This window comes from Geotalea daltonii FRC-32 (assembly GCF_000022265.1).
Lineage (GTDB): Bacteria > Desulfobacterota > Desulfuromonadia > Geobacterales > Geobacteraceae > Geotalea > Geotalea daltonii.
On record NC_011979.1, the window covers coordinates 2,219,426 to 2,245,940 of the forward strand.

A 26,515-nucleotide genomic window follows, 5' to 3' on the forward strand; every position below is an offset into this window, starting at 1 on the left:
TGCTTGTGGTACCGTCTGTTTTTTCCAATCACCAATCACCAACAACCATCAACTGCTTTTTCGATCCAGCCGCCGCCCAGCACAGTGTCCCCTTCATAAAAAACCACCGCCTGTCCGGGGGTGACCGATTTTTCCCGCTCGGCGAACCTGACCTCCACCCGGCTACATGGCAGCGGCTTGACCGTGCAGGAGACGGGCTGGTGACGGTACCTGATCTTGCATGTTGCCACGATGGCAGCATCAGGTGCCGGGTTGATCCAGTTGGTGTTGGCCGCAACAAGGCCATGGCTGAACAGGGCATCCTTCGGCCCTACCACCACCTCTTTTGTTTCGGCGTTCAATTCAAGGACATGGAGCGGCTCGGGATGGGCAATACCCAATCCCCGGCGTTGGCCGATGGTATAGCGGTAGGTGCCCCGGTGCCTGCCGAGTATCTTGCCGCTCCGGTCGACGATATTGCCGGAGAGAAGCTCCTTGCCCCGCTCTTCCTCGATGAAACGTACGTAATCGTTGTCGGGGACGAAGCATATTTCCTGGCTTTCCCCCTTTTCCGCCACCCGCAGATTGTACCTGGCGGCAAGTGCCCGCACCTGCGTCTTGGTCATTTCCCCCAGGGGGAAAAGGGTCATGGCCAGCTGTTCCTGGGTGAGGGTGAAGAGGAAATATGACTGGTCCTTGGTCTGGTCTACCCCCTTAAGGAGATGGAAGCGGCCAGTGTCGTCCCGCAGGGTCCTTGCGTAGTGGCCGGTGGCGATAAAATCGGCACCGAGCCCACGGGCTTTTTTCAGGAGCAGTTCGAACTTGATCCATTGATTGCAGCGGACGCAGGGATTGGGGGTGCGGCCCTTCAGGTACTCATCGACGAAGTCTTTAATGACCAGGTCTTCGAATTCATCCTCGAAATTGACCACATAAAAGGGAATACCCAATTGCTCCGCCACCCGCCTGGCGTCATGGATGTCGTCCAGGGAGCAGCAGGTATCGAATTTTTCGCCCTCGGCGGCAGCAAATTTGCCATAGTCCCAGACCTGCATGGAAATGCCGATCACTTCAAAGCCCTGCTCCTGGAGAAGGGCTGCCGAAACCGATGAATCGACGCCACCGCTCATGGCGATGACAACACGTTTTTTGCTCTTTTCTTTATTCATGGGCCTTATCTGTCTCTATTTTTGCTGAAGCCGCTGCAGGATCTCCGGCAGGACCCCCAGTAAGTAATTTACCTCTTCTTCGGTATTTGTCCTGCCCAGTGAGAAACGAACGGAACCTTTGGCCGAAGCAGGATCGACCCCCATGGCAGCGAGGACCGGTGATGCCTTGAGGGTTCCTGAGCTGCAGGCGGAACCGGACGAGACGGCGATGCCTTGCAGATCCAGGTTCAAGAGCAGTGAGTCTGCCTCAAGTCCTGTGAAAGATATGTTGGCAGTGGTCGGCAGGCGGTTTTCACGATGGCCGTTCAGACTTGCCTGTGGAAAGATGGCCATGATACCCTCTTCCAGTCGGTCACGCAACTGCTGCACTCTTGCAGCCTCGGAAGACATCTCCTCCCTGGCGATCTGGCATGCTTTGCCCAGAGCGACAATCCCTGCGACATTCTCCGTGCCGGCTCGCCGGTTACGCTCCTGGGCGCCGCCGTGGAGCAGGGGATGCAGTTTGATCCCCTTTCTGACCACCAGTGCACCGATACCTTTGGGGGCGCCAATCTTATGGCCGGAGAGGGATAACAGGCCAATGTCCATGCCACGGCAGTCAACCGGTACCTTGCCCACCGCCTGCACGGCATCGCAGTGGAAATAAACTCCGCGTTCCCTGCAGATGGCCCCAATTTCCCGAACAGGGAAAAGGACGCCGGTTTCATTGTTGGCAAACATGGCCGATACAAGAATGGTTTGGTCGCCGATAGCCGACTTCAGCTCCTGCGGGTCCACGAGGCCATCTCTATCGACCGGCAGCCTGGTAATCCGGTATCCCTCATGTTCCAGATAGTGGCAGCTGTTGAGCACGGCTGGATGTTCAACTGATGTGGTTATGATATGGTTGCCCTTGCTGCGATTGGCGGCGGCGACACCTTTGATTGCCATGTTGTCCGACTCGGAGCCGCAGGAGGTGAAAATCATCTCGGACGGTGCGCAGCCCACCAGCCCGGCCACCTCTTCACGGGCTTTCTCCACCGCACCCTTGACCATCCTGCCTGCCCAATGGATGCTGGAAGGATTGCCGAACTGCTCCCGGTAAAAGGGGAGGATCGCCTCAAGAACTTCCGGATGGACCGGAGCTGTGGCATTGTAATCCATGTAAATCATTTTGACCTGTAAATGTGTAGGATTATGAAGGTAATGGCAGGTGGCAAATCAGGCTTCCAGGTTGCGTCGCGCTTCCTGGGCCAGGTCTTCCAGGGTAATACCATCGAGAAATCCCCGGATTTTTTCCCCCAGCCCTTTCCAGATGTTGTGGGTGACACACTGGGAGATTCGCGAGCAGCCGGTGCTGCCCTCATCCATGCAGGCCACCGGGCTGAGCGGCTCTTCCACGGTGACGACGATCTCTCCGACTTTGATGAGGGAACTCTCTCTGGCCAGGATGTAGCCCCCCCCGGGCCCACGGATACTGGTGACGATGCCGCCGTTTTTCAGGCGGAAGAAGAGCTGTTCCAGGTAACTCAGGGGGATTTCTTCCCTTTGGGCTATTTCTTTGAGCGATACAGGCTTGCTGGTAGAGTAAAGGGCAAGATCAACCATTGCCCTTACTGCATATTGAGCCCTTGTTGACAAGCGCATGCTACTTTCCTTCTTCGATCCGCTTTTTCAATTGCTCATGCTCAAGGGTGAGAGCGGAAAATTTGCGTTCTAATTCCCTGATCTGGTCGAACAGGCAGGAAATGGCCTTGGCTTCAGGATCCGGAAGCTGGCCATGCTGCAGATCCATTTTTTCCGCGGGTTTTTCAACGGCCATTACGGCCCGGCCAGGTATGCCGACAACGGTGGAATTGGGGGGGACTTCCTTAACGACGACTGAATTGGAGCCGATCTTGCTGTCCCTGCCCACGGTAAACGGTCCAAGGACTTTGGCCCCCGAGCCGACCACCACGTTGTCTTCCAGTGTGGGATGGCGCTTGGTTTTCTCCCAGCTGACTCCACCAAGGGTTACGCCATGGTAAAGGGTGACGTTGTCGCCGATCTCGGCTGTTTCGCCTATCACCACTCCCATTCCGTGGTCGATGAAGAAACCCTTGCCGATCCTGGCGCCGGGGTGAATTTCTATGCCGGTGAAAAATCTTCCCCAGTGTGAGCAGAAACGGCCGAGAAAGAACAGCTCGTGCTTCCACAACCAGTGGGAAACACGGTAGAACCAGATGGCATGAAGACCCGGATAACAGAAAAACACCTCCAGCTTGCTTCTTGCTGCAGGGTCCCTGTCGAATACCGCCTTGATGTCCTGTTGTAACCTTGAAAACATGGCTTTCCTTTCATGGCTGCACAAAAGTTAAGCCAGATTAAACCATACCTTACTATTTCAGTCAATTATTATGTGAGGGGGATTAAACCGGGGGAATTTCAGCGTGTCAGGGGGATGGCGAAGGAGAAAGTGGTTCCTCTGTCCTCTGAGCTTTCGACCCAGATGCGGCCGTTATGGGCATCGATTATCCTTTTGCTGACGGCCAACCCCAGACCGCTTCCTTTTTTAAGGGAGCCCTTGGCTGATTTCAAGTGGTAAAATTCATTGAAGATCCTGGTCACGTAGGCTTCCGGAATTCCTTCCCCTGTGTCCGATATGGAAATCTTCAGCTCAAGATCGTCCGCATCCACCGAAATGCCGATCTCGCCGCCCCGGGGGGTGAATTTGATAGCATTGCCGATCAGGTTGGTAAGGACGCATTTGATCTTGTCGCCGTCAAAGGATCCAAAAATATCGCTCTGTAGAGAGGTTACGGTCATCTGCACCCCATTGCCGCTGGCAAAAGGAGCGAGGACCGTGTAAACCTCCCGGATGGGATCCATTATGTTCTGTTTTCCTATGGTCAGGGCATAATCCTTGAGATCGAACCTGGAGCTGTCCAGCAGTTCCTCGATAAGGTCCATGAGCCGGTCGCAGCTTTCAATGGCGGCGTCCAGATGCTCGCACTGTGTTTCCGTAAGGTTCTCCGTGTCCGACTCTCTCAGTTGCAGGCAATTGCTGTGCAGGACTGCTACCGGCAGACGCAGGTCGTTGGTGGCCGTGTAGATGAATTCCGATTTGAGCAGGTCAAGGGCCTTCAGTCGCTCGTTTGCCTCGGCCAGCAGGTGCTGGTCCCTTCTTTCCCGGGTCACATCAATAAGGGCAAGGATGGCGTAGTTTCCTTCCAGGCGGTGATTACTGACCGAGACGGCGACACAACGCTTTTCCCCTGAGGATGTCTTGAAAAGGACGTCGTATTTTCTGGAAAATTCACGCCCCAGGAAGAAGTTGATGTGGTTTTCCATGCCCACCTGCAGGCTTTCTTCTGCCAGGAAATCCTTCAACGACATTTTCAGCATCTGCTTTCCACTGTAACCGAGCATTTCAGCAGCGCTTCTGTTGACATACTGCGGCTGTCCAGCCGCATTCAATACCATCAGCCCTTCCGAAGCATGTTCGAAGAGACCTTCGTAAACCGTCTTCTCTCTAAGTTCTTTTTCCAGCTTTTCTTTCGTCTCCCGCAGTTCGTCCGATTCCTCAAGAACTTTCTCAAAAAGAGATGCATTTTTTATGGCATTTGCTGCGGCATCGGCGATCGATTGACAGAAAGCAAGCTCGCGACTACCGAACGAATTTTCCCCACCCTTTGTTCTCAAAATAAGGGCGCCGATGATCTCCTGTTCGTGGTGTATGGGGATGACGAGGATGGTGTCGAAATCAATATCTTCAATGTATTCCCTGACCTCAGCCAGAAGTGGATGACGCTTGGCATCTTTGACGACAAAAGCCTTGCCGGTGCGGATCATCTCCTGCAGTTCGGGATAACGGGACAGTTCGATTCTTAATCCCTTTGCTGAGGGATCGTCGTTGGAGGCGAGAACATGACCATGGCTACTGTCGCTGAACCTGACGATGGAGCAGCGCCTCATGTTGACGTGTTCAGCAATCCTGGCGACAATGATCTGCAGAATCTTTGCGGCATTGAGCGTAGAGGCAATTGAGAGGGAAAGGTCAAGGATGATCCCGGCATCTGTTTTCTTCTGTTCCACCAGTATCAGTGCGTCACGTTTGTAAAGGTTCGCCTGGACTCGTGCCAGGAGCTCATTGGTGGAGAAGGGCTTGGTAATGTAATCATCGACTCCTTCGGCAAAAGCGGAGAGCAGGTTGTTCTTTTCCTTGCTTGCCGTAATGACGAGGATCGGAATGGAGGCTGTCTGGAGATCGCTTTTGATCAGGCGGGAGGCTTCGATGCCGCTCATGTCGGGCATCATCAGGTCCATTAGAATGATATCCGGGCGGAAATCCATTGTCTTCATGACGGCTTCGCGGCCGTCACCGGCCTCTTCGATTACAAATTGAAGCGGGGCCAGGATGTCGCGCAACATCTGCCTGGCATACTTTTGATCGTCTACAATGAGAATTTTCGTCGCTTTCATCGCACCACCCGGTTTGTCATTGCAGCAAATAACATACCAGCAGGGCCATCAGTTCTGAAGCGTGGCTAGTCGCGGTCAATGGGCGGGCAAGATGATAAGCAGGGATTCTGGCGGGTTATCCGCAAACCGATATCGGCAGATTTCGTCTCAGAAAAACGATATATGAGAGGCTTTGAATGTTGAGGTGGTAACAAGATAGGTGGTGAAAAGGTGTTATTTGGTTAAATCACGTTTCTATGGGGCAAACTGGCGCTTTTGCAATGTTTTTAGCTGGTCCGCCACCCTTTCAGCCGGGGCCTCGCCTGCCAGACGAAGGAATTCCGGAACACATTCATGGGGACTGCAGCAGGGAAAGGCCGTGGCGGAGAGGTGGTGGACCAGTTTCATGGTCCTCAGGCCGTCGAACCAGTCATGAAAAGCCTTATGCCGAGACCTGTGGTCCTTGTTGTTCTGCCGCAGCTTGTCCCAGGTGGGTGAAAACACTGTCTGATCAAGAAAAACAGTTAATTCCGGCGATATTCCTTTGGCTAGCTCCATTAGCTGTGCTGCTTCGGAGCCAAGATTGTCGGCGACCAGCTTCAGCCATTCCTTAAGGATCAGAAAGCATTCGCTCTGGTGGAAGACGATGGCATTCGGCTCGCCGGCCAGCACTCGGGACATGGACCTGCCGGTACCGAACGGCACCCGATGGGAGGCGCGAGGGGAAGGATGTACCACGGTGCCGCACAACTGCGAGACTCCGGCAACCCGGTGCATCTGCTGAAGGAAATAGAAGTCCTCGCCGGCGGCACGGCTGTTCATTCCGCCCATGCGGGCATAATCCATGGCGCGGCAGGCCATGGCGCTTCCTACCGTGTGGAAGGCATAGGGGGACCCGGCAATCTCCAGGCCCAGCACATAACAGCGGAGAAAGAGCTCATAGGTGTCGATCGCCTGCTGCTCCGCATATGTTGCCGGCTGCTGGTGGCGAAAGGGGATAACGGCGCCCCCTGCCGTCGAATACTGAAAGTGGCGGGTAATTGCATGGAGGTAATCGGGCTCGACCAGCGTGTCGGCATCAAGGTAGATAAGAAGAGGACTGCAGCTGGCATAATCGAGACAGGGGAGGGCCAGGTCGGCGCCGATTTTTCGTGCAAGGCCTACTCCGCCCCCCTTGATGGGCATTTCACTTCCGGGCGAGGCAGCATCCACCCATGCCAGATTAGGTATGGACAGCTCGGCATCACCCGATTCAAGCATTTTGAGCGTAGCATCGTTATCCGTCTTGTCCTCTGGCGGCGCATCCTCCCGGTGATTGACCACCACCAGCACCAGGAACCGGTCGAGTAGCTCGGGGGGGTTCTTTGCCAGCGACTTCAATGTATGAAAAAGTCGGGGGCTTTCTGCCAAAGCCGGGATGATGACTGCTCCGGCATGGAGGGTCTCCGTCCTGCCGGAAATGGACCAGGCGCGGACACCTCGTTTACGGAGATAATCCGAGACAGGGGTGGGAATCATGGCCGGCAAAATGGAGTGGACTGGGTTTTTTGATGGGAAAGGATCCCCAGTGCTTCCGCCAGGGGATCTGCGGCGCCGTCCAACCAATGGATGACCGTGCCGTGCCGTTCCATGCGGGAGAACCACGTGCACTGGCGCTTGGCAAAGTCGTGGATGGCGCTGTTCAATTTCTGGAACATGTCGTTGCGGCTCAGTTCCCCCTTGAGGTGCCTGGCAATGAAGCGATACTCCAGACCATAGAATTCAAGGGTCTCGAAGGGGATGCCGGTGTCGTGCAGCCGTTCCACCTCCTGGATCATCCCCTGGTCGAGCCTGAGTTTCAGCCTCTCGGTTATGCGTTGGCGAAGGATCGGACGATCCCACTGGATGCCGAAGATCAGGGGGGACAGGCCGGGGAGGAACGGCGCCTGCGGGGGAGCCTCATATTCGGCGATTTCGATGGCCCGCACCAGGCGGTGATGGTCAAGGAGGTCGGTGGAGTTGTGGAGACGGGGATTGGCGTTTCCAAGGCGCTCCATGAGAGCCTCGTGAGAAAAACCGGCCAGTTGCCGTCGCAGCTGGGCGTTCTCAGGCACTTCTACCAGTCTGTACCCCTTCAGCACCGATTCAAGGTACATGCCGGTTCCCCCAACCATCACCGGCAACTTGCCACGCTCCGTAATATGGTTGTAGGCTTGCTCGAAGCGGCGCTGGAACTCAAAGACATTGAATTCATAACCGGGATCGACGATATCGATCAGGTGATAGGGAACTTCCCCATACTCGGACAAGTCCTTGCCGGTGCCGATGTCCATGCCCCGATAGACCTGCCTGGAATCGGCGGAAAGGACCTCGCCGAAAAACCGCCGGGCCAGTTCCACCCCCAGCCTGGTTTTGCCCGAGGCGGTCGGGCCAAGTATGACAAGAAGGTTGAAGAGCATCGAGGAACTACTTCTTCATCTTCAACTGGGACAGCATGTCGATCCCCTTCAAGAGGTCCAGTGCCCTTGAGAGCTGGTAGTCATCCTTTTTCGACTTGTCGACAGCGCCCCTGGGGGCAGGCTTTTCCTGCTTCTGTTCCTGTTTCTGCTCCGTTGCACCCCCTTTTCCCTCGAAATGGTTCTCCAGGTCTTTTTCCCTGATGGCCTGGTCCTTGTCCGGCTCTCCATTCTTCGGTTTCATCATGCTGACGACGATATCGGGGGTGATCCCCTTGGCCTGGATGGATCGACCATTGGGGGTATAATATTTTGCAGTGGTGAGTTTGAGGCCGTCGCCGTTTTTCAGGGGCAGCACGCTCTGAACCGATCCCTTGCCGAAGCTCTGGGTGCCCATGATGATGGCCCGTTTATGATCCTGCAGTGCTCCGGCGACAATTTCCGAGGCGCTGGCGCTGCCGCCGTTGATCAGCACCACCATCGGATAGCGGGGTTCCTTTTCCCCCACATAGGCGGTCCAGCTTCTTTTTGCCGACGGCTCACGTCCCTCGGTGTAGACGATGAGGCCGTTGGAGAGCCCTTCGCCAATGAAGCGATCAGCCACCATGAATGCCGAATCCACCAGCCCTCCGGGATTAAAACGAAGATCGAGCACCAAGCCGCGCAATGTGCCACCATTTTCTTCCCGCAGCTTCTTCAGGGCATTGGTGAAATCTTCACCGGTCCTCGCCTGAAACTCGGCAATGCCGATATAGCCGAAACCCGGCTCCAGGGTTTTTGCCTTGAGACTTTTAGTTTTGATGATGTCCCGTACCAACGGGAAGATCAACGGGGTGCTGGAGCCGTTGCGCAGGATGGTAAGGGTGACGCTGGTTCCCTTTTCGCCGCGCATCAGGCTGACCGCCTTGGAGATGTTCATGCCCCTGGTCAGCTTGTCGTCGATCTTCCAGATGTGGTCCGCCGGCTTGATGCCGGCCTTGAAGGCAGGGGTGTCTTCGATGGGGGAGACCACCACCAGCTTGCCGTCCAGCATGTTGATTTCGATGCCCAACCCGCCGAAGGAGCCGGACATGTGCACCTGCATTTCCTTGAACGGTTCAGCCGCAAGGTATTCGCTGTGGGGGTCGAGGGAGGCGAGCATTCCCTTGACCGCGTTCTGCATGAGCTTCTTGCTCTCCACCTCTTCAACGTAATGTTTTTTGACGATGGCGACAACCTCGACGAACAGTCGAATGTAGTCCTGGTCGTCAGTCCGGGTGATGCTTTTCCGGGTGTTGATGATGCCGATGATGGCTGAAGCCAGGATAATGATGATCAGGATCAGGGAGAGGATTATTTTTCTGCTTCTGCCCATGCGGGACGCGCCTCCATTCTGTGAATAAGCCGAACGGCTTAATTTAGATTCACCCCGGCAAATTGTCAACTTGAAAGCAGTTTCCCCTTAACCATCTTTTAATTTGCCTGTAACACCAATGCCACATAGTGCATTTAGGATGTGGCCAGTCAAAACGATCCGCGAATCTAAAGCCGGGTTATCCGGCAAACCTAAAGGAGGAGAAAATGAAAGCAGGAGTTGCAGCAGTGGCACTTTTAACCGCCGCTCTTATGAGCCAGGGGGCAATGGCCAAGACACTGGAGGATGTGCTCAAGGAAAAAGGCGTTATTACCGAGGAAGACTACAAGGCCGTGACCAAGAGCAAGCCCCTGGATTACAAGCTTGGGAAGGGGTTCACCTTTAATTCCCCGGATGAAAAATTCCAGATGTCCCTGGGAGCCCGCCTCCAGAGCCGTTATACGTTTACCGACAGTGATGGCGGCCAGAATACTTCCGAATTCAGGGTCCGCCGGATGAAGCTGTTCATGAACGGCTATGCCTACAGCAAAGACCTCACCTACAAGCTTCAGGTGAATTTTGCCGATTCGGGAAAGCTTCTTGAGGATGCCTGGCTCAATTACCGGCTCATGGACGAGGCACAGTTTCTGGTCGGACAGGAAAAAGTCCAGTTCGCCCGTCAGGAAATCACCTCTTCCGGCTCCCAGCAGTTCGTCGACCGCTCCAATGCCACCGATACCTTCAAGATGGGACGCGATACCGGGCTCATGGTCCACGGCAAGATTGCCAAAGGGATATTCAACTACAACCTGGGCGTTTACGGCGGGGTAGGTCAGAACACCCAGCGCAAATTCACCAACAACGCCTTTGCGGCAAGGGTCGCCGTCAACCCTTTCGGCGACATGGCCTATTCTGAAGGGGATCTGGACAATAGCCAGAAACCGCTCCTGTCCATCGGCGCCGGCTACTTCATGGATACCCTGGCAAAAACCAGCGCCACAGCCCTGGAGAGCAACAACCTGACCTTTGCCGGGTCCAACGGCTGGCTGGGTAAAGGATTGAGCAAATTCGGCACTGAAAAGATCGATACCAACAGCGTCGGCATCGATGCCGCTTTCAAATGGATGGGCTTCTCCGCTCAGGGTGAATACTTCCTCGGCCATGCAAACGGCCAGGATACTGATAAGACCCTCCGCGCCCACGGTTTCTATGCCCAGGCCGGCTATTTCATCATTCCCAAACATCTGGAAGTGGCAGCCCGTTACTCCTTTGTGGACCCTGACCGGGACAAGGCCAACAACATTCAGACGGAAACCGCCGGGGCCGTTTCCTACTACTTCAACAAGCACAACCTGAAGCTGCAGGCTGATGTGACCAATATTCACAAACAGCCGGCTCGTTCAGACGACATGCAGTACCGTTTGCAGGCACAGATTATCTTCTAATCAGGCTGCCCAGCTTGATAAGCCTCCTTCATTGTTATCGGCCCGCCTCCCGGCGGGCTTTTTTTTATTTCGTCACAGCTCCCGAAGCCATGAGGACCTGTTTTTACCAATCATTAACCTTTTTGTAACACCACCGGCATATTCCTTGGCTACCCTGTAGGAAAAGAAAAGGACAAAAGGAGAACGAAAATGCAATTAACGCCAATGGGAGACTACTACGTCTGGTACTGTGAGTGGTGCGACTCGCGCAACATGACATTGTGGACAAGAATGGACAGCAAGGAAGTTTCATGTGGTTGCTGTCACCGCAGCTTTCCCCTTTCTGCCGAACCCCCATCGAAAAAAAGCACCGGGTTTGCCGCAGCTCAAGCCAACCTTCACTAAGAGGAACATTTGCTGATGATCAACAAAATGAAAAAATATATGGCAATACTGGCAGCGGTAGCCGTGACGCTTTCAGCCGGGCAGTCCTTTGCCGAGACGGTACTCAAGGGGGCAGGAGCAACCTTTCCGTATCCTCTGTACAGTAAGTGGTTCAGGGATTACACCCTGGTTGATCCGGTCGTGGCATTTACCTATGATGCCATCGGCAGCAGCGGGGGGGTAAAGCAAATCATGGCGCAGGCGGTGAATTTCGGCGCAAGCGACCGCTTTCTCACGGATGAGGAGCTGGCAGCCGCCCCGGGAAAACTCCTGCAGATCCCGACAGTAATGGGGGCAGTAGTGCTGAGTTACAATATCCCGGGCCTGCATTCGGAACTGAAACTTACCCCGGAGGCCGTCAGTGCCATTTATCTGGGTGAAATCAGCCGCTGGAACGATTCCCGGCTGGTAGCTCTGAACAAAGAGCTGAAGACCATCGATCAGAAAATCATTGTTGTCCACCGCAGTGACGGCAGCGGCACCACCAGCATCTTTACCGATTACCTTTCCAGTGTCAGCAGCGAATGGGCCGGAAAGGTAGGCAAGGGTAACACCGTCCAATGGCCGGTCGGCATAGGGGGCAAGGGGAGCAAAGAGATGGTCGAGCACATCAGAACGGTGCCCTTTTCCATCGCCTACATGGAAAATGCTTATACCATGGTCAATAATCTCCCCACAGCCGTGCTGAAAAACAAGACCGGCCGCTTTGTCAACCCGACCATGCGCTCCATCAGGGCAGCGGCGGTTGATGCCATAAAACATGTGAAGAATGATTACCGCGTATCACTGGTAAACCAGGCGGGCAAAGACGCCTATCCCATAGTCGGACTGACCTGGCTGCTTGTCTATCAGGAACAGAAAGACCCGGTGAAGGGAAAGGCGCTTGTGGAGTTTTTGAACTGGGAGTTGAAGAAGGCAGAAAAAATGACCTCGACGCTTTTTTACACGCCCCTTCCCGAAAAGCTGGGCAGTATGGTAAACCAGGTGATCCGGAGCATCCGTTACTGAAGGATATCCATTTTTTACCTAATAAAAAAAGCCATTTCCTTGCGGAGATGGCTTTTTTAATGCAATTTCTTCGCGATCAGCCCTGCTTGCTGAACTCGACCAGGCTCCTCACCAGTTCTCCCTCCAGCGTCGGGTCAATATGGGGAATCTTGCTTTGGCCGCCGAGCTTGCCCCGCACCTCTTTCGACCACCGATAGATCAGTCCTGCCTCAACCTGGATAACGACCGGCTCCTTGATCCTGCCTTGACTGCGAAAGGTGGCATAGTCGTCGTTTTGGGCGGTCAATGCCTTGTCAAGCCGGTCTGCCAGGTTAATGCCGCTCACATTTCCATTCCCAACCGCCAATACCCAAAGGTGGCGTCTCTCCGCAATTTGAGGGCCGACCATGAATTCGCGGATGTCCGCTCCTGAATGGCCGTTAAGTCCGGCGACGGCAGCTTCAACTTCCCCTTGGGTCACCTTCTCTTCAAAGCGGTCGAGGAATTTGTCACGGCCGGTGAATTCAATGAACAAGGGATCGCGAGCAGTGAAGCGGATGGTATCGCCGATGTGGTAGCGCCAGAGGCCGGCACAGGTGGAAAGTATTACGGCATAGCGCCGGCCTGTTTCTATTTCTGCCAACGGTACTGCAGCCACATCGGCCGGCGGGATGCCGCGGTCATTCAGATGTTCGAAGGGAACAAATTCAAAAAAGGCACCGTAGTATGGGGCCAGCCGCATTTGGGGGTCGCCGTGCACCTGGAAGGCCATGAAGGCTTCCGAGGATGGCAGAACCTCCAGGAAGTGGGGAGGGTGTTCCTGGAACAGGTCGGCAAATTCGTGCCGGTAGGGGGAAATGCTGGTACCGCCATGAATGATCAGCTCCAGGTTTGGCAGCAAGCTTGGGAGCGGCGCCTTTCCCAGCTCTGTACAACGCTTCAATAGGAGCAGAATCCATGGGGGGACGCCGGAGATGGCCCTGATGTTCCTGTCCCTGAGAAGCAGGTGGGCCAGGCGCTCCAGTTTCTCTTCCCAGGGGAGGGCGGCGGTGGCTGCGTCGGGTGCTATGAACGGATTAAGATATAAAGGGGGATGGCTCAGGGTGATGGCGCTCATGTCGCCGCTTTTGATGCCATTCCCCATGTCATTCAGCTGGGTATTGCCGGCCATGTAGAGCAGTTTCCCACTGAAGAGGCGGCTGTCCCGGTTCTGATGCAGGTACATGGCCGTCAGGTCCAGGGCTGCCCGCCGGTTGGCGGCAAACATCTCCATGGAAAAGGGAACATACTTGCTCGGCGCGGTGGTGCCGGAGGTTTCGCAGAAAAAGGGAATCTTTCCCGGCCAGGTCTGGTCTTTCAGCAGCAGTTGCCGTCGCCCTTCCTGCACCTGCCAGCCCTTGGCCAGATAGTCTTTGCGGAAATCGTCATAGGTTCTGATCGGGACCCTCTCCCGATAAAGGGGATAAGCCTGGGCAAAGGGAAGGCGTGTAAGTTCCGTAAACCCGTAGTCCATGCCGAAGCGGGCTTTACTGCCGCGAACAAGCAGGTGGGAAAATATTTTTTCCTGGGCTGCCACAGGATCGCGTTTGAGGAATTTCCTCGCCGCTATGGAGGCTCCGGATTTGAGAATTTTATCAAAAATGGGATTAGCAAGGTAGCTGGAAATTTCCATATCTAGACCACCGCAAACAGCACTGGCGCAACCAGCTTGTCATACCAGGCCTTTATGATGGGATTATAGTGCAAATGGTGAAATATGAGCGAGGCATGGGCGACGCTATCTCCTGCAGAACCGGAACAGACAACCCGTACCTTGCCCCGTGGGAACAGTTGTCTGCATGTATCGGGGGTACGCAGTGCTGCCATGGTTGGCGAAGTCGGGACTAGCAGGTCGCCTTCCTGTTCAGCCAGAAGTGTCAATGCCGGGCCGTTGAAAATGGGCCGATGGGGGAGGGGCCTGGAAAATCCTTTGAGCGCCAATACCCGCTGGTAGCCCCCGGCAGCCGAAGTCCTCTCAATGACATCCATGATTTTTTTCCTGATGGTCAGGTGCCGGCCGGATAACTGCCGGTTTTCCGCACCTGCTTCGAAGAGTGCCTTGAAACAGCGGCGGGCGCGGTCAATCTGCCTGTTTACGTCTTCTTCGGCGGATGGATCGGCCTTGAGAATCCGTTTCAGATTGATCTCAAGCATCCGGACGCCGCCTGATTTATCCCGTTCCGGCCTGATCAGGTCCTCGGTGCAGAGCACCGGGCTGGCCATCACTATGCCTTTGATGCCAAGTTTTTCGGGTTCCATCCATTCCTGGAGAAACCGTGCCAGAAGGCCCGAGCCGAAACTGACGCTGAAGATGACCGGCTTGTTGCCGTGGTTGTTTATATCTTCGATGAGATCGGCCAGCTGGGCAAAGAATAATTCTGACGTGAACCCGTTGCGCGGATAGTTCATATAATAAATGCTGCCGTATTGCCTGAAGAGATCCCGCTGGAATTCGACCAGCTCGGTGGCGTCGGGGACGAAACCGCCGATAACGATGGTGGGGGTGCTGCCATATCCCTTTTCCTTGAAGATTTGAGAACGATTGGCAAGGATGCTGGCAACGCTGTCCCTGAGCTGGAATTCCCGTCGCCGGTTCCGTGGGGTGAAGGGCTTTAGAGCCATGTGCCGGAGCAAACCGGTGGCAGTTGTCACCGCTCCCAGCAGGGCGGGATGCCTGGTGAAATTTTTCCGGACAAAGGGGATGACTGATCCGTTCATAATGTTCCTCCCTAGGGGTTTGCACCATTATGAACGGGAATGGTTACGGACGTGTTGCGGTTCGGGAAATTATCTGTGGAGAATGGAACTGCAGGAGACAGGTGCGTTGGAAGGTCTTGCCAGCAGGTATCCCTGGCCGAAAGATACCCCCATTTGCGTAAGGAGGTCTAATTCCTCCTTGCGTTCTATGCCCTCGGCGATGACCTTTGCTCCTATCTTGCCGCAAAAGGTCACCAGCGCCTCCACCAAAGCCTGCCTGGTTGCCGAGGTGTCGATGTCACTGACCAGGAAACGGGCCAGCTTCACGTATTCCGGCTCCAGCTGGGCGAGCATTTTCAGGCCGGCATAACCGGAACCCAGGTCGTCTATGGCAATGGAATAGCCCTGTTCCCGGTAATAGGAAAGGACCCGGTTGAAGAGGCCATAATCTTCGATCAGTGTCCGTTCCGTAAGCTCAAAGGTGATGTTCGATCGCTCGATGCCCAGTTCTTCAAGGAGTGCAGCGGTGACGCCCCGTTCGTGATCGTTGGCCTGGAGGAGGCTCGGGCAGACGTTGAGGAAAAGTCGTTCGGAGATGCCCAACTCCTTTGACCGGATCAGCGCATTCCTGCGGCAGAGCATTTCCAGCTGAAAGGTAAGTCCATGTTCAGCGGACTTGGCAAAGAGCAATTCCGGATCGGAAAAGGGGCTGGGTCTGCCGACGCGGCTCAGTGCTTCGTAGCCATGGACGGTGCCTTCACCCAGGGAAAAGATGGGTTGAAAGACAGGAGTTATCAAGCCACCGGAGATAATATCTTCAATTTCCTGTCGCTCATGGAGATGTACCGGACTTATGGACGTAGAGCCGCTGAACAGCTGCTGGAATGCGCGAAACAAGGTGTTGTCTGCGTTTTCCCCGCTATTATTGGCAAGAAATACACCGTAGATGGTGAACAGATCTTCTGCCCGTCTCTCGCTAAAGTTCCTGCTCATGTGCGGCAGGGAGAAATAACGGCACAGCTCGTGGCGGATGGTTGCCAGGTCCCCTTGAAAATCACTTTCACGGTAATCCCTGTCCGGCACGATGAGCAGGAAAAATTCTCCTTCGCTGGCTTTGTATCCCCCTTCGATGCGACCTGACAGCTTTCTGTCCATGGTTCTGATAAAAAGGGCAATGGACTTGCCAATCTTTGCATGAACCGGTTCTACGAATTTGAGGGCGACAATGGCCGCATGACCGCTTCTTTTAAGATGTTCCTTGAATTTCAGAAACAGGTAGCTGCAGTCGGAGAAGGAGTTTTCCAGCCTGGGAATGCGCCGCTGGTCCGGGGCAAGGTAAAGGGGTTTCAGTTGCAGATTGTTCATGGGTCCTCCTTGGCTTTTGGCCAGGTCGTCAATCATTGAGCAGTGCAGCCAGTTCGCTGCCGTAGTGGCGGATGTTGGCTTCGCGGTAGGAATCCCGCAGCTCCCTCAGCTTGTCTATCTGCCGGTCCAGTTCCGAAAAATCCACACCAAGAAATCTGAAAATAAATGATTTCACAGTTCCTCCTTTTAAGGCCTCAGTCTTTGGCTGCTGCCGCCAGCAGAAAAATGCCGGTCATCTTGAAGAGCATGGTGTTGGTTGCGTTAACTTGCAACACTTGTATCTCTGCCCGCTTCTCCTCTTTGATACGTTTGAAGCAACGCAGAAGCAGGGCTATGCCCATGGAGTTTATCCGCCCTGCATTGCCGAAGTCGAATTTTACCAGTTGCTGGTTCACCTTTGCCGGCAGCGCCATGAGCTGCGTCTCGGCCTGGGCGTCTATATTTCCTGCCAGTGAGAAATAATTGCACAGCACCTTGGGGTGGGGCACGATCTTGAATGATGCATCCATTGTTCTTTCTCCTCCTTTTTTGTTCAACCGGTGGTTGTTATGTGAAAGCCATGTATGGTTTCCGGCGGGATCTGTGATGACTTTTTAAGATGTCCGCCGATCAAAGTCTCTTTGCCCGGATTTACGCAAACATGGAAATGATCCAGGAAACGCCAGATGATGAAAAGTCCTCTTCCACCTGCATCATCTGCCGCTCCCATGTCCGCCGAATTTTTTGCCAGATATTCAAGCACCATGTCGGCGCCGAGGCTGCCCCAGCCGTCTTTAATTTCCATGGCCAGGGTTTCCCCATCAAAGGCGAAGCGGAAAACTATACCCTCGTCCGGCAGAATCTGTCTTCTTTCCCCCTTGCGGAAGATTTTCATACCGTCATCACTCTTGGGAGCGCCGTAGAAAGCATTTTCCAGCATTTCATCCGCCAGCAGCGCACCCTTTTGGCGGAGCATCTCGTATTCCATCGAGTCTCCGACGATGGAATCCTCAAGTGCCTTGATGATCTGTTCCTTCTCTTCCGAAAATGAGAGTTGGAATTCTTGAATTTCTGTCCCCCTTTTCACATATTGGCCAAGGTGCCACTGCCTTTTTAAGATGAGATTACCAATGGCGACGGACAGGGGCTGATCTCCATCGCCGGTCGCTGCCTTTTCCTGCCGATTTTCTATGATCAGATGCCGCACCTGGTCGAGCATGAACCTTTCCAGTGAATGAGGCGGCATTGATGCCGGCGCAAGGACCAGTATCTCCAGCCCTGGGAAGTAACCGCGCAGTTCTTCCACCAGCTGTGGCCTTTTCCCCGGATAGAGAGCACTTGAGATCACTGCCAGTCCGGGATCTATCCGGGCAGAGGCAATTTCGCCCAGGGTTACTTTGAGAAAGCGGTCGGCTATGACGCTGATAACTTCGGGGACATGGAAGAAACAGCTGCTCATGGCCTCAGCATCGGCATTGTCGGCGAAAAGCGCGAGAATGGTTTTATTCTGCTGCATGGGGGGCTCCTTTAAATGTCGAAGAGGCGATGAAAATAGTCACGTCATCGGGGAACGATTCGCTGCCGGTGAAAAGCTCTGCCTCCCGCAGCAGTTTTCTTTTCAATACGCTGGGCTTTAAATGGATATTTTTCGCCAGGGATGCTGACAGGCGTTCATAACCGAATTCCTCGCCAGCCCGGTCGGTACATTCCACAATGCCGTCGGAATACAGCAGCATGGTGTCGCCATATTCGAAAGAGGTTAAACACTCTCCATAGCTGTTATTTTCTTCGAACCCCAGGGGAAAGCCGGAGACGCTGTCCAGCATCATGAGCAAACCTGAACCGGACCGGTGGATATAGGGAAAATTATGGCCGGCATTGGCAAAGGTAACCTTGCCGTTTTTGGTGTCTATGACGGCTATGAGGCAGGTCATGAGCAGTGTCTGGCGGGCGGTGGCCAGAATGGCATTGTTCATGCCGAACAATAATCCGGCAGGGGTGTCAACCCCTTGGGAAATAAGGCAATTCAGGCTCGCTTTGGCCGCGGTAGTGACCATGCCCGATTGGACACCATGGCCGCTGACGTCGGCGACCAGCAAACCGATTCTGTCTTTATCCAGCTGAAAATAATCGAAATAGTCTCCGCCTATTTCCGAGGAAGTGGTTATTTCTCCGCTGACGGTCAATCCCTCGAAGCTGAATTCGGAAACGGGAAGCAGTGCCTGCTGTATTTCACCAGCTTTTTTTACCTCACTCTGAATACGTTCGCCGAGACTTTCCAGTGTTTGAACCAGTGATGCCTGTGTCATAGAGATGGTCATCATCAGATCCGATACGGAAACCATCCCCGCGTACCGCTGTGCTTCAGTGATTACGAAGCAATCTGTCTCAAGGGACGGATCAAAGTCCAGTAATCGCGAAAGTGCCCCATTCACGTCCAGGTCCGCTTCCATTGTCATGCAGTCTTCTTCTTGAAGAACCATGATCGGTTTTTTGCCAAAGAGTTCCATGGCGAATGGACGCCCCAGATGGTTGTAAAAAAGAGCTCTCCGGCTGATAATGCCGGTAAATGTCCCTTCCGCTAATATGGGCAGGGCCAGCAGCGATGGGTTTTTCTGGAAAATCTCCACTACCTCCGATACCGGTAATTGGGGGGAGATCGGTTCCTGTTTCTTGAGAATTTCACCTAACGTTGGAATGATATGCTGGCAGTATGTCATCGTTCATCCGCCTCTCTCTCATTAACTTTGTACCTATCATAGGAGCGAAGCGTTAAGATGATGTTACAGGCGGATAAATGTTCAATGAAGGATGATAATTTCTGATTGGAAAGACTGGAACAAAGAAAGGGCACACTGTCGTGTGCCCTTTCCGGATGCCCATGATGGATAGGTTTTATTTGATGGTCTTGATGGTCTTTTCCACCATCTTTGCCACATTGGCCGGAAGGGGCGCATAGAGAATCTTCTCTGCCATCTTCTGGCCGTGCTTCAGTTCCCAGTTGAGGAACTCGACCAGCTTCTTCCCTTTGGCCTTGTCCTTCTGATCCTGGTAAACGAGCAACCAGGTGAAGCCGACAACGGGGTAGGAGTCTTTGCCCGGCTGGTTGACCAGGGAGACGCGGTAATCGGCGGGCATGGATTTGGCGGCGCCGGCAGCGGCGGCGCTGGTGGATTTGATGGTCGGCTCGACGAAGACGCCGCTCTTGTTCTTGAGGCTTGCATAGGGCAGCTTGTTTTCCACGGCATAGGCCAGTTCAACGTAGCCGATGGTGTACTGGGTGGTTTTGACCTGTCCGGCGACCCCTTCGTTACCCTTGCCGCCAAGACCTACCGGCCATTTTACCGAGCTTCCCTTGCCCACTTTGCCGGACCATTCCTGGCTTACAGACGAGAGGTAGTCGGTGAAGATGCTGGTGGTGCCGCTGCCGTCGGAGCGGTGAACAACAATGATCGGTTGGTTGGGGAGATTGACGCCCGGGTTGTCATTGGAGATCTTCGGATCGTTCCATTTGGTGATCTTGCCCAGGAAGATATCGGCCACATCTTCGGAGGAGAGCTTCAAGCCTTTTGCTACGCCGGGAATGTTGTAGGTGACGACCACCGCACCCATTACCGTTGGGATGTGGAGCAGCTTACCTGGAGCGGCCTTCAGGTCGCTATCGCTCAAAAATTTGTCGGAAGCGCCGAAATCGACGGTCTGGGCGGTGATCTGTTTGATGCCGCCGCCGCTGCCGATGGACTGGTAGTTGAATTTGACCGACGGATCGACCTTGGCATATTCGGTGAACCATTTTGAATAGAGGGGGTAGGGGAAGGTCGCCCCGGCGCCGTTGATGAGTGTTTCGGCCGAAGCCGCCCCGCCAGTGGCGGTCAGCGCCAGGAGCAGCGCTGCTGCAAGTTTTTTGCGAAAAAATACCGACATTTGTTTCCTCCTTTTTGTGGATGTTGCTTTTATTCTGGTTATAGTGAACTGCTTTTGTTACAGCGTTGTTACTGAAGGGCAAAGATTGGGTGGATATTCTATTCTTCCTCGATCTTATAGCCGAAGCCACGCACGGTCTTGATCATGTCCCCGGCAGACCCCAGCTTGGTTCGCAGTCGCGTCACATGGGTGTCGACGGTTCTGCTGTCCCCCACATAATTGTAGCCCCAGACGTTCTGCAGCAGGATGTCTCTGCTTTGAACCCTGCCGGCCCGCTCCGCCAGATCCAGAAGCAGTTTGTACTCTATAGTGGTGAGGAGGATCTCTTTATCGGCAACGGTTACCAGATGACGTTCCGTGTCGATGGAGACCGGCCCGACACTGAAGACCTTTTTCCGTGGCTGTTCCGGTAGTGTCCGACGCAGCAGTGCCTTTACCCGCAACATGAGTTCCCTTGTGGAGAAGGGTTTGACAATATAATCATCGGCACCCACTTCGAAACCGACGACACGGTCTATCTCCTCCCCCTTGGCGGTCAGCATGATAACCGGTATGGAGGCGGTTTTCCCATTGCCCTTCAGGATTTTGCAGATCTCTGTGCCTGCCATGCCGGGAAGCATCAGGTCAAGCAGAATAAGGTCGGGCGGATTCTTGCGCGCTGCTTCGAGGCCGACAAGCCCATCGAGGGCAATAAGCGGCCGGTGCCCTTCCTTTTCCAGGTTGAAGGCAATCAGTTCCGCCAGGTCCCTTTCATCCTCGATTACCAGTATCGTATGCATCGTTCCGTTCTTTCCTTAATAGCCTGCCGATCGATTGGTGACCATGCTACGGGGTTCAGGTTGCATTCATGTTACAGATCTGTAAAAAGAAGGTGATAGGAGTTAGTTTCCATCCGGAAACTCCGGATGAGAAACTAGTGGTTTCCGATTCGGAAAGAGGGGATTTTTTGTTCTGGCAGGGAAATCAAGGGCTTGCGCGGAGACGTACATCGGTACGTCGCACAAGTAAGCCCGCAGATTGATGCCGCCAGGGCAGAAAAGAACCCTTTCCGGATGGAAACTAGTTAATATCCTGAGCGTTTCAGCAGATTGGCAAGGGGAGGTATTTGTTTGGGCGGGATCGGATGGGAGACGGGCGGATGCCCTGTCGCTATTGGCGGCAAGGCATCCGCCCGCAAATGGAATAATCTGGTCTAGTTCGGTAGAGGATCGACGGGTGCGGCTTTATTTCGGGCAGTCCTGCCGCCAGAGGCAGCTTTCCTGACCACATTCCGAAGCCTTGCCGCTGGCAAAGCAGGGGTCGTTTCCTTCGGTATCCTGGATGGTCTTGATCAGATCGGTCTTATTCAACTTGCCGGCTTTGATGCCGCGCTGTTTGGCTATTTCCTTGACTTCATCAACTTTCATCGCTTTTCCTCCTGGGTAAATTAACTTGAGTTCGACAATAATTGCTAATTCTACCAGGAGAAAATCCCTTTGCAACCGGTGATGAAATCTTTTGTTTATTCGTTACGGCATGTTGCAAAGGTTTTTTTGTTGTGGACGGGGATAAATATGGCATGGTAGATAGGTAGGCAATACAATGGAGGGCTTAAATGATCGACAGACAGCGGTTGTATGCCACGTTCATGGAATTGTGCAGCATCGACTCCGAACCGAAAAACGAGCGTCCCATGGCCGACCGGCTTACGGCGATACTGAAGGAATTGGGCTTCAGCGTGACCGAGGACGACACCGGCACCAGGATCGGCGGTAATGCAGGCAATCTGATCGCCCGTCTCGAAGGCACCAAACCTGGGGCTCCGCTGCTCTTTTCCTGCCACATGGACCGGGTGGCACCGGGTGTGAGGGTAAAGCCCCGCATTGAGGGCAATTACATTGTCAGCGACGGCACTACCGTGCTCGGTGCCGACGATGCAGCAGGCTTGGCGGCGATAATCGAAGGGGTGACGGTAATCCGTGGGCAGAACATTCCCCATCCCACCCTGGAGGTTCTCTTTACCGTAGCCGAAGAGCTGGCCCTGACCGGTTCCGCCCACCTGGAGAGCAGCCGGATAACCTCCCGCTGCGGTTTCGTCCTCGATGCCGGCGGTCCGGTGGGCGAGATCGTTGTCCAGGCCCCCGAGCAGGCGAAGATCAATGCCGTTTTCCATGGCCGGAGCGCCCATGCCGGTTTTGCCCCCGAAGAGGGTATATCGGCAATCCAGATGGCCGCCCTGGCCATAACCCGCATGAAACTGCTGCGCATCGACCCGGAAACCACCGCCAACATCGGCAGCATCCAGGCTGCAGGTCCGACCAACATCGTCTGCGACCGCTGCAGTCTGCAGGCCGAGGCCCGCTCCCTGGACCCGGCCAAGCTGCAGGCCCAGGTGGAAGTGATGGTGGAGGCAATGGAAAATGCTGCCGCTGAAATGGGGGGTAGCGTGGAGGTCGATGTCCAGCGCTGTTATCCATCCTACCGGCTGGAGCAGGATGCGGAGCCGGTGCGACGTGCCGCCGAAGCTGCCGGACGGATCGGCGTGCCGGTCCGGTTCAAGCCCACCGGCGGCGGCTCGGACGCCAACCATTTCAACAACCGGGGTATTCCGGCGGTGGTTCTAAGCTGCGGCTATGAGAAGGTCCATACCACCGGGGAGCGGATAGCCCTGGAACAGCTGGATTTGCTGGGCCGGTGGGTGGTTGCGATTGTTTCGGGGGGGTGAAAATGCTCATGGGGCTTAGGGTGGTAACACTGAAAAGAAAGTAACTTGCCCAGGTCCATTTTACGGGGCAAACAGTTCAGAAAGAATCGTCAAAACCTCTTCCTGGGTCGGTTTAGGGATTTTACCGAGTCTCTGAATCAGCCGAGTCTTATCGACGGTCCTGATTTGATCGAGCACCACTTGTCCATCCTTGCCCTTGAATGTGCAGGTCACTCGTGTGGGGTAATCTCTGCCTTTGGTCGTCATCGGCGCAACGATGACCGTGGCGATATACCGATTCATTTCGTCGGGCGAGATAATGAGGCATGGTCGTGCCTTGCGGATTTCACTACCGACAGTCGGGTCAAGGTTGACCAGATAAACATCGAAACGTTTGACTACCATTCCCATTCATCCCGGTCCCATTCAGACTGCCCGCTCAAATTCTCATCGACCATCTTGTCGTCACCGCTTTCAGACATCAGCCTGAATGCATCGGCCCACCCCTGCCTTGGGTGGGAAGCTGAGCGAATGATGATCTTCTCGTCTTCCACTTCCAGGTCTACTTCGGTCCCCAGATTGCTTTGCTCAAGAAGAATCTTGGGAATCCGAATCCCCTGAGAATTTCCTATTCGAATTATGTTTGTGCGCATGGGCATTTCCTCTTCGAAAAAAAAGATCCGTATGCACATTGTAATTACTTTTCTTCGGAGGTCAATAATTTTTTGAGGCTCTCTGATAAACGGGGTTGTGGTTTTGCAGCATCGGTGGGAGCGAGGGCAACAGCATCCGCCAACAAATGTGCAGGTTTGTTCCCTTTATGCTCCTCCTTTTTGGAGAGTCAGCAGATAATTGAATTCGCCGATCTCTCCCAGGTATGTCTTGAGAAAACCGTGTTTTCGGAGAGTCTCTTCAGCTTCCTGTTCGGACAGACGTATGCTTACCGGAGGTCCGGGCCCTTTATCTATTTTCTTGAATTCTATCACGGCAAGCACGCCATCATTCTTGAGAACCCTTTTGATCTCCTTCAGCGTTTCGTCCTGCCCTGCCGGTGACAGGTCGTGAAGGATCGTGGCCATGAGGCAGAAGTCGATGGACCCGTCATCAAGGGGAATGCGCTTGGTTATATCGGCCCTGACCGGCTTGATATTCCGTATCCCCTGTTGCCGGATCGATTCCTTAAGGAGCTCGATCCCCTCTTCCCACATGTCCACGGCATGAATCATTCCCCGTTGATCCAACAGCTTTGCCATTTCCATGCTGTACCGTCCCACTCCGCAGGCCACATCCAGCACCTCGATGCCCGGGGCGAGGGGTATCCGGGAAAAGAATTCGGTGGTGTCGATCAGGTCGAAGCTGCTCTTTCCGGCAGCAACCGGTTTTTTACTCATATTTTCTCCTTGTTATGGATTTTTCCGCTATGGGCGATCGACACCCATTTTCTTCTGGGGACGACCAGGTTTCCGGGGAATTACGGACACAATGCTTAATTCCTCTGGCTTTGGGTTACCTCATTTTAGGGCATCAAGGAATGCCTACAACTGAGCATTTTGCACCGACCTCAGCTTCTTTCGTCGTACATGCATATCGGCGCCGCCGATTTCACTTATGGCAAACAAGGCTGCCACCATCACTACACCAAAAATGTGGTCATCTCAATTGGAAAATTAAAAATATTGGCCTCCGAAAGGAAAAGGAAGGGGAGGGTTAAAACAAAACGGCCGGGTGCTGATGACCCGGCCGTGGTACGTCCTTCCTAGAGCATTTCAGCCGTCGATTTCACTCTTAGAGGCAGTGCCAGGCTTGCACTTTTGGAATTACGACTCTAACTGCAGGCCCGGCAATATTGGGTTCCTCTGGTTTCCTGCGATTATTTGATCTTCCAGAGAACGGCATGCCTTGCGATTGACCCCTGGCTGAGTTGGCTGCGACCCACCGCCTGCCCATGATCGTTGATGTCCACGGCGAAGCTGTTCCCGCCCAGTGTGCCCAAGTCTGTCATTACGCCTTTCTGCCAAACGAAGGCCTTTGTCGTGCCTAAAGTTCCCGTACTGTAACCTACCACCTGTCCCTTATCGTTCACATGGAACGCTCCGCTTTCACCTCCGTCAAGAGTCCCAAGGTCGGTCATGACCCCATCATTCCAGATGAAGCCATGCTGGGAACCCGTTGAGGATGCGCTGTCGCCTATGACCTGCCCCTTATCGTTGATGCCGGAAGCAGTACTCCAATTTCCACCCAGCGTACCAAGGTCCGTCATCTTTCCTTTCTGCCAGATGAAGGCATGTCTGGCCCCTGTAGACGTATAACTATAGCCGACCACCTGGCCTTTTTTGTTGATGGCATAAGCGTAGCTGGATCCCCCGCCGAGGGTTCCCAGGTCGGTCATGACGCCGTCCTGCCAGATGAAGGCATGCTCACCTCCCGAGGATAGTGTGCTAGAGCCTATGACCTGCCCCTTATCGTTGACGTCGAGAGCAATGCTCTTATTTCCACCCAGTGTTCCCAAGTCTTTCATCTTCCCTTTCTGCCAGATGAAGGCATGAGCGGTCCCTGCAGAAGTGCCACTATAGCCAACCACCTGGCCTTTCTTGTTGATGGCCAAACCGTAGCTATACCCCCCACCCAGATTTCCCAGGCCTGTCATGGCGCCGTCCTGCCATATGAAAGCATCCACGGCACCTGAGGATGTCAGGCTTGTGCCCACCACCTGTCCCTTGTCATTGTTGGCCAGTGGCTCACAATAATCTCCACCCAGCGTCCCCAGGTCGGTCATTACGCCGTTCTGCCAGATAAAGCAATGAGACTCCCCCAAAGATGTACTGCTTTGACCAAACACCTGCCCCTTTTCGTTGATGCCGCCGGCAGCACTCGGATTGCCGCCCAGTGTTCCGAGGTCCGTAATCGTTATCCCTTTAATTTTGCTCGAAGCAGCACCTTCTTCACTGCCATCCCCATTACAGCAAAGGGCGTTGGAAGGCAGCAAAGAAAGCAGTGCTAAAGGTAAAAACGCTTGTATCACCAAGTTTTTAAACATGCCCTTCTTCTTTGGATGCCCGGAGAATTTGAAAACCGAGTGATGTCCCTCTTCCTTTGAGACCACCATGTCTTTTTCCTCCTTTTTGATGTTTGTCCCATCCTTTTGGGCCGCGCTTTGTTTATAGAAAAACGGTACCAAAATTAGCATGCACTGCCACTACCCACTGCGTGCATTATTAGAAATTTCTACATGTAGCAGGTGCAGGGGTCACTGTCGCCACTGGACTATTGTTCGCGGACTGCCCATGGATCGGGAAAAGGAGGGGGAAAAGCTGGTAGTATGTGACAGGTTCTATTAAAGAAAATAATAGTGCATCCCCTGAATTTTAATCAGGGGATGCATCGGGGATCAAGGCAGGGAATATCAGACAATGGTGTGGTGGATATTCTTGCCCTGACTATGTAAATGACCGTCTCGGCTACTTTGGTGGCGTGGTCGGTGATGCACTCCAGGCACTTGGACATGTAGCTCATCTTATGCGTGGCTGATTGTCTTGGGGGCCGAGAGCATGAAAGTGAAAGCTCCAGCTGGATCTGCTCGTTCAGGTAGTCGACCAACTGAATCATTTTTATGGGAAAAGCAGTGCCAAGCTTGCAGT

The 26,515-nt window shown here is 54.1% G+C and carries 27 protein-coding genes; 4 read left to right on the forward strand and 23 right to left on the reverse strand.

Going from position 1 to position 26,515, the window contains the following annotated elements; genetic code table 11:
• Window positions 1–35: 35 nt before the first annotated feature.
• The 8 genes from mnmA to GEOB_RS09890 all read right to left on the reverse strand — a co-directional run bounded on the left by mnmA (window position 36) and on the right by GEOB_RS09890 (window position 9,356).
• Complete coding sequence (gene mnmA / locus GEOB_RS09855; protein WP_012647065.1) at window positions 36–1,148, reverse strand: tRNA 2-thiouridine(34) synthase MnmA; 1,113 nt, start codon at window positions 1,146–1,148, stop codon at window positions 36–38.
• A gap of 15 nt (window positions 1,149–1,163) precedes the next feature.
• Window positions 1,164–2,300, reverse strand: coding sequence for a cysteine desulfurase NifS (gene nifS, locus GEOB_RS09860; RefSeq protein WP_012647066.1), 1,137 nt, complete (start codon window positions 2,298–2,300; stop codon window positions 1,164–1,166).
• 48 nt (window positions 2,301–2,348) lie between these two features.
• Entirely contained in the window at window positions 2,349–2,774 is a 426-nt protein-coding gene (locus GEOB_RS09865; RefSeq protein WP_012647067.1) for an Rrf2 family transcriptional regulator, read from the reverse strand.
• Between the two features lies 1 nt (window position 2,775).
• A complete protein-coding gene (gene cysE, locus GEOB_RS09870; protein WP_012647068.1) occupies window positions 2,776–3,453 on the reverse strand; it encodes a serine O-acetyltransferase in 678 nt (225 codons plus the stop codon).
• A 98-nt stretch (window positions 3,454–3,551) separates the two neighbouring features.
• Complete coding sequence (locus GEOB_RS09875) at window positions 3,552–5,588, reverse strand: hybrid sensor histidine kinase/response regulator (protein ID WP_012647069.1); 2,037 nt, start codon at window positions 5,586–5,588, stop codon at window positions 3,552–3,554.
• A gap of 234 nt (window positions 5,589–5,822) precedes the next feature.
• The gene (locus GEOB_RS09880) at window positions 5,823–7,085 is read right to left on the reverse strand and encodes a glycosyltransferase (RefSeq protein WP_012647070.1); all 1,263 of its coding nucleotides are present in this window, start codon (window positions 7,083–7,085) and stop codon (window positions 5,823–5,825) included.
• A complete protein-coding gene (gene miaA / locus GEOB_RS09885) occupies window positions 7,082–8,005 on the reverse strand; it encodes a tRNA (adenosine(37)-N6)-dimethylallyltransferase MiaA (RefSeq protein WP_012647071.1) in 924 nt (307 codons plus the stop codon). The genes GEOB_RS09880 and miaA overlap by 4 nt, the downstream gene beginning before the upstream one ends.
• A gap of 7 nt (window positions 8,006–8,012) precedes the next feature.
• On the reverse strand, window positions 8,013–9,356 hold the full coding sequence (locus GEOB_RS09890) for a S41 family peptidase (protein WP_012647072.1): 1,344 nt from the start codon (window positions 9,354–9,356) through the stop codon (window positions 8,013–8,015).
• 206 nt (window positions 9,357–9,562) lie between these two features.
• On the opposite strand from GEOB_RS09890, the gene GEOB_RS09895 reads away from it, so the two are divergent.
• From GEOB_RS09895 to pstS (GEOB_RS09900), 3 genes are all read left to right on the forward strand, one after another.
• Complete coding sequence (locus GEOB_RS09895) at window positions 9,563–10,780, forward strand: porin (protein ID WP_012647073.1); 1,218 nt, start codon at window positions 9,563–9,565, stop codon at window positions 10,778–10,780.
• A 189-nt stretch (window positions 10,781–10,969) separates the two neighbouring features.
• On the forward strand, window positions 10,970–11,164 hold the full coding sequence (locus GEOB_RS19755) for a hypothetical protein (RefSeq protein ID WP_012647074.1): 195 nt from the start codon (window positions 10,970–10,972) through the stop codon (window positions 11,162–11,164).
• Between the two features lie 15 nt (window positions 11,165–11,179).
• Window positions 11,180–12,211, forward strand: coding sequence for a phosphate ABC transporter substrate-binding protein PstS (gene pstS, locus GEOB_RS09900; protein WP_012647075.1), 1,032 nt, complete (start codon window positions 11,180–11,182; stop codon window positions 12,209–12,211).
• Between the two features lie 76 nt (window positions 12,212–12,287).
• Here pstS (GEOB_RS09900) and GEOB_RS09905 read toward each other — a convergent pair whose 3' ends face one another.
• From GEOB_RS09905 to GEOB_RS09945, 10 genes are all read right to left on the reverse strand, one after another.
• Complete coding sequence (locus GEOB_RS09905; RefSeq protein ID WP_012647076.1) at window positions 12,288–13,862, reverse strand: GH3 family domain-containing protein; 1,575 nt, start codon at window positions 13,860–13,862, stop codon at window positions 12,288–12,290.
• A 2-nt stretch (window positions 13,863–13,864) separates the two neighbouring features.
• Window positions 13,865–14,947 (reverse strand): hypothetical protein, encoded by a 1,083-nt coding sequence (locus GEOB_RS09910; RefSeq protein ID WP_012647077.1) that lies wholly within the window; start codon window positions 14,945–14,947, stop codon window positions 13,865–13,867.
• A 69-nt stretch (window positions 14,948–15,016) separates the two neighbouring features.
• Complete coding sequence (locus tag GEOB_RS19330) at window positions 15,017–16,291, reverse strand: EAL domain-containing protein (RefSeq protein WP_012647078.1); 1,275 nt, start codon at window positions 16,289–16,291, stop codon at window positions 15,017–15,019.
• Between the two features lie 28 nt (window positions 16,292–16,319).
• A complete protein-coding gene (locus tag GEOB_RS20300; protein WP_012647079.1) occupies window positions 16,320–16,466 on the reverse strand; it encodes a hypothetical protein in 147 nt (48 codons plus the stop codon).
• 19 nt (window positions 16,467–16,485) lie between these two features.
• Entirely contained in the window at window positions 16,486–16,800 is a 315-nt protein-coding gene (locus tag GEOB_RS09920; RefSeq protein WP_012647080.1) for an STAS domain-containing protein, read from the reverse strand.
• A 23-nt stretch (window positions 16,801–16,823) separates the two neighbouring features.
• Window positions 16,824–17,786 (reverse strand): ATP-binding protein, encoded by a 963-nt coding sequence (locus GEOB_RS09925; protein ID WP_012647081.1) that lies wholly within the window; start codon window positions 17,784–17,786, stop codon window positions 16,824–16,826.
• Window positions 17,773–18,990, reverse strand: coding sequence for a SpoIIE family protein phosphatase (locus GEOB_RS09930; protein WP_012647082.1), 1,218 nt, complete (start codon window positions 18,988–18,990; stop codon window positions 17,773–17,775). The genes GEOB_RS09925 and GEOB_RS09930 overlap by 14 nt, the downstream gene beginning before the upstream one ends.
• 175 nt (window positions 18,991–19,165) lie before the next feature.
• Window positions 19,166–20,194, reverse strand: a complete 1,029-nt coding sequence (pstS, locus tag GEOB_RS09935; RefSeq protein ID WP_012647083.1) for a phosphate ABC transporter substrate-binding protein PstS — start codon at window positions 20,192–20,194, stop codon at window positions 19,166–19,168.
• 98 nt (window positions 20,195–20,292) lie between these two features.
• Window positions 20,293–20,973, reverse strand: a complete 681-nt coding sequence (locus GEOB_RS09940; protein ID WP_012647084.1) for a response regulator — start codon at window positions 20,971–20,973, stop codon at window positions 20,293–20,295.
• A 444-nt stretch (window positions 20,974–21,417) separates the two neighbouring features.
• Window positions 21,418–21,600, reverse strand: coding sequence for a hypothetical protein (locus tag GEOB_RS09945; RefSeq protein WP_012647085.1), 183 nt, complete (start codon window positions 21,598–21,600; stop codon window positions 21,418–21,420).
• Between the two features lie 188 nt (window positions 21,601–21,788).
• On the opposite strand from GEOB_RS09945, the gene GEOB_RS09950 reads away from it, so the two are divergent.
• Entirely contained in the window at window positions 21,789–22,898 is a 1,110-nt protein-coding gene (locus GEOB_RS09950) for a M20/M25/M40 family metallo-hydrolase (protein WP_012647086.1), read from the forward strand.
• Between the two features lie 60 nt (window positions 22,899–22,958).
• On the opposite strand, the gene GEOB_RS09955 is transcribed toward GEOB_RS09950, so the two are convergent.
• The 5 genes from GEOB_RS09955 to GEOB_RS20550 form a co-directional block, all read right to left on the reverse strand.
• Entirely contained in the window at window positions 22,959–23,282 is a 324-nt protein-coding gene (locus GEOB_RS09955) for a type II toxin-antitoxin system PemK/MazF family toxin (RefSeq protein WP_012647087.1), read from the reverse strand.
• Entirely contained in the window at window positions 23,276–23,530 is a 255-nt protein-coding gene (locus GEOB_RS09960; RefSeq protein WP_012647088.1) for an AbrB/MazE/SpoVT family DNA-binding domain-containing protein, read from the reverse strand. Before GEOB_RS09960 ends, GEOB_RS09955 begins: the two co-directional genes overlap by 7 nt.
• A gap of 165 nt (window positions 23,531–23,695) precedes the next feature.
• A complete protein-coding gene (locus GEOB_RS09965) occupies window positions 23,696–24,268 on the reverse strand; it encodes a class I SAM-dependent methyltransferase (RefSeq protein WP_012647089.1) in 573 nt (190 codons plus the stop codon).
• A 479-nt stretch (window positions 24,269–24,747) separates the two neighbouring features.
• The gene (locus GEOB_RS09970) at window positions 24,748–25,983 is read right to left on the reverse strand and encodes an HAF repeat-containing protein (RefSeq protein WP_012647090.1); all 1,236 of its coding nucleotides are present in this window, start codon (window positions 25,981–25,983) and stop codon (window positions 24,748–24,750) included.
• Window positions 25,984–26,246: 263 nt separating this feature from the next.
• A complete protein-coding gene (locus tag GEOB_RS20550) occupies window positions 26,247–26,381 on the reverse strand; it encodes a hypothetical protein (protein ID WP_268741651.1) in 135 nt (44 codons plus the stop codon).
• Window positions 26,382–26,515: the final 134 nt, after the last annotated feature.

Bases quoted from the DNA above. Each gene is read 5' to 3' on its own strand.
- mnmA (WP_012647065.1), bottom strand. From the start codon at position 1,148: ATGAATAAAGAAAAGAGCAAAAAACGTGTTGTCATCGCCATGAGCGGT.
- nifS (WP_012647066.1), bottom strand. From the start codon at position 2,300: ATGATTTACATGGATTACAATGCCACAGCTCCGGTCCATCCGGAAGTT.
- GEOB_RS09865 (WP_012647067.1), bottom strand. From the start codon at position 2,774: ATGCGCTTGTCAACAAGGGCTCAATATGCAGTAAGGGCAATGGTTGAT.
- cysE (WP_012647068.1), bottom strand. From the start codon at position 3,453: ATGTTTTCAAGGTTACAACAGGACATCAAGGCGGTATTCGACAGGGAC.
- GEOB_RS09875 (WP_012647069.1), bottom strand. From the start codon at position 5,588: ATGAAAGCGACGAAAATTCTCATTGTAGACGATCAAAAGTATGCCAGG.
- GEOB_RS09880 (WP_012647070.1), bottom strand. From the start codon at position 7,085: ATGATTCCCACCCCTGTCTCGGATTATCTCCGTAAACGAGGTGTCCGC.
- miaA (WP_012647071.1), bottom strand. From the start codon at position 8,005: ATGCTCTTCAACCTTCTTGTCATACTTGGCCCGACCGCCTCGGGCAAA.
- GEOB_RS09890 (WP_012647072.1), bottom strand. From the start codon at position 9,356: ATGGGCAGAAGCAGAAAAATAATCCTCTCCCTGATCCTGATCATCATT.
- GEOB_RS09895 (WP_012647073.1), top strand. From the start codon at position 9,563: ATGAAAGCAGGAGTTGCAGCAGTGGCACTTTTAACCGCCGCTCTTATG.
- GEOB_RS19755 (WP_012647074.1), top strand. From the start codon at position 10,970: ATGCAATTAACGCCAATGGGAGACTACTACGTCTGGTACTGTGAGTGG.
- pstS (WP_012647075.1), top strand. From the start codon at position 11,180: ATGATCAACAAAATGAAAAAATATATGGCAATACTGGCAGCGGTAGCC.
- GEOB_RS09905 (WP_012647076.1), bottom strand. From the start codon at position 13,862: ATGGAAATTTCCAGCTACCTTGCTAATCCCATTTTTGATAAAATTCTC.
- GEOB_RS09910 (WP_012647077.1), bottom strand. From the start codon at position 14,947: ATGAACGGATCAGTCATCCCCTTTGTCCGGAAAAATTTCACCAGGCAT.
- GEOB_RS19330 (WP_012647078.1), bottom strand. From the start codon at position 16,291: ATGAACAATCTGCAACTGAAACCCCTTTACCTTGCCCCGGACCAGCGG.
- GEOB_RS09920 (WP_012647080.1), bottom strand. From the start codon at position 16,800: ATGGATGCATCATTCAAGATCGTGCCCCACCCCAAGGTGCTGTGCAAT.
- GEOB_RS09925 (WP_012647081.1), bottom strand. From the start codon at position 17,786: ATGCAGCAGAATAAAACCATTCTCGCGCTTTTCGCCGACAATGCCGAT.
- GEOB_RS09930 (WP_012647082.1), bottom strand. From the start codon at position 18,990: ATGACATACTGCCAGCATATCATTCCAACGTTAGGTGAAATTCTCAAG.
- pstS (WP_012647083.1), bottom strand. From the start codon at position 20,194: ATGTCGGTATTTTTTCGCAAAAAACTTGCAGCAGCGCTGCTCCTGGCG.
- GEOB_RS09940 (WP_012647084.1), bottom strand. From the start codon at position 20,973: ATGCATACGATACTGGTAATCGAGGATGAAAGGGACCTGGCGGAACTG.
- GEOB_RS09945 (WP_012647085.1), bottom strand. From the start codon at position 21,600: ATGAAAGTTGATGAAGTCAAGGAAATAGCCAAACAGCGCGGCATCAAA.
- GEOB_RS09950 (WP_012647086.1), top strand. From the start codon at position 21,789: ATGATCGACAGACAGCGGTTGTATGCCACGTTCATGGAATTGTGCAGC.
- GEOB_RS09955 (WP_012647087.1), bottom strand. From the start codon at position 23,282: ATGGTAGTCAAACGTTTCGATGTTTATCTGGTCAACCTTGACCCGACT.
- GEOB_RS09960 (WP_012647088.1), bottom strand. From the start codon at position 23,530: ATGCGCACAAACATAATTCGAATAGGAAATTCTCAGGGGATTCGGATT.
- GEOB_RS09965 (WP_012647089.1), bottom strand. From the start codon at position 24,268: ATGAGTAAAAAACCGGTTGCTGCCGGAAAGAGCAGCTTCGACCTGATC.
- GEOB_RS09970 (WP_012647090.1), bottom strand. From the start codon at position 25,983: ATGGTGGTCTCAAAGGAAGAGGGACATCACTCGGTTTTCAAATTCTCC.
- GEOB_RS20550 (WP_268741651.1), bottom strand. From the start codon at position 26,381: ATGTCCAAGTGCCTGGAGTGCATCACCGACCACGCCACCAAAGTAGCC.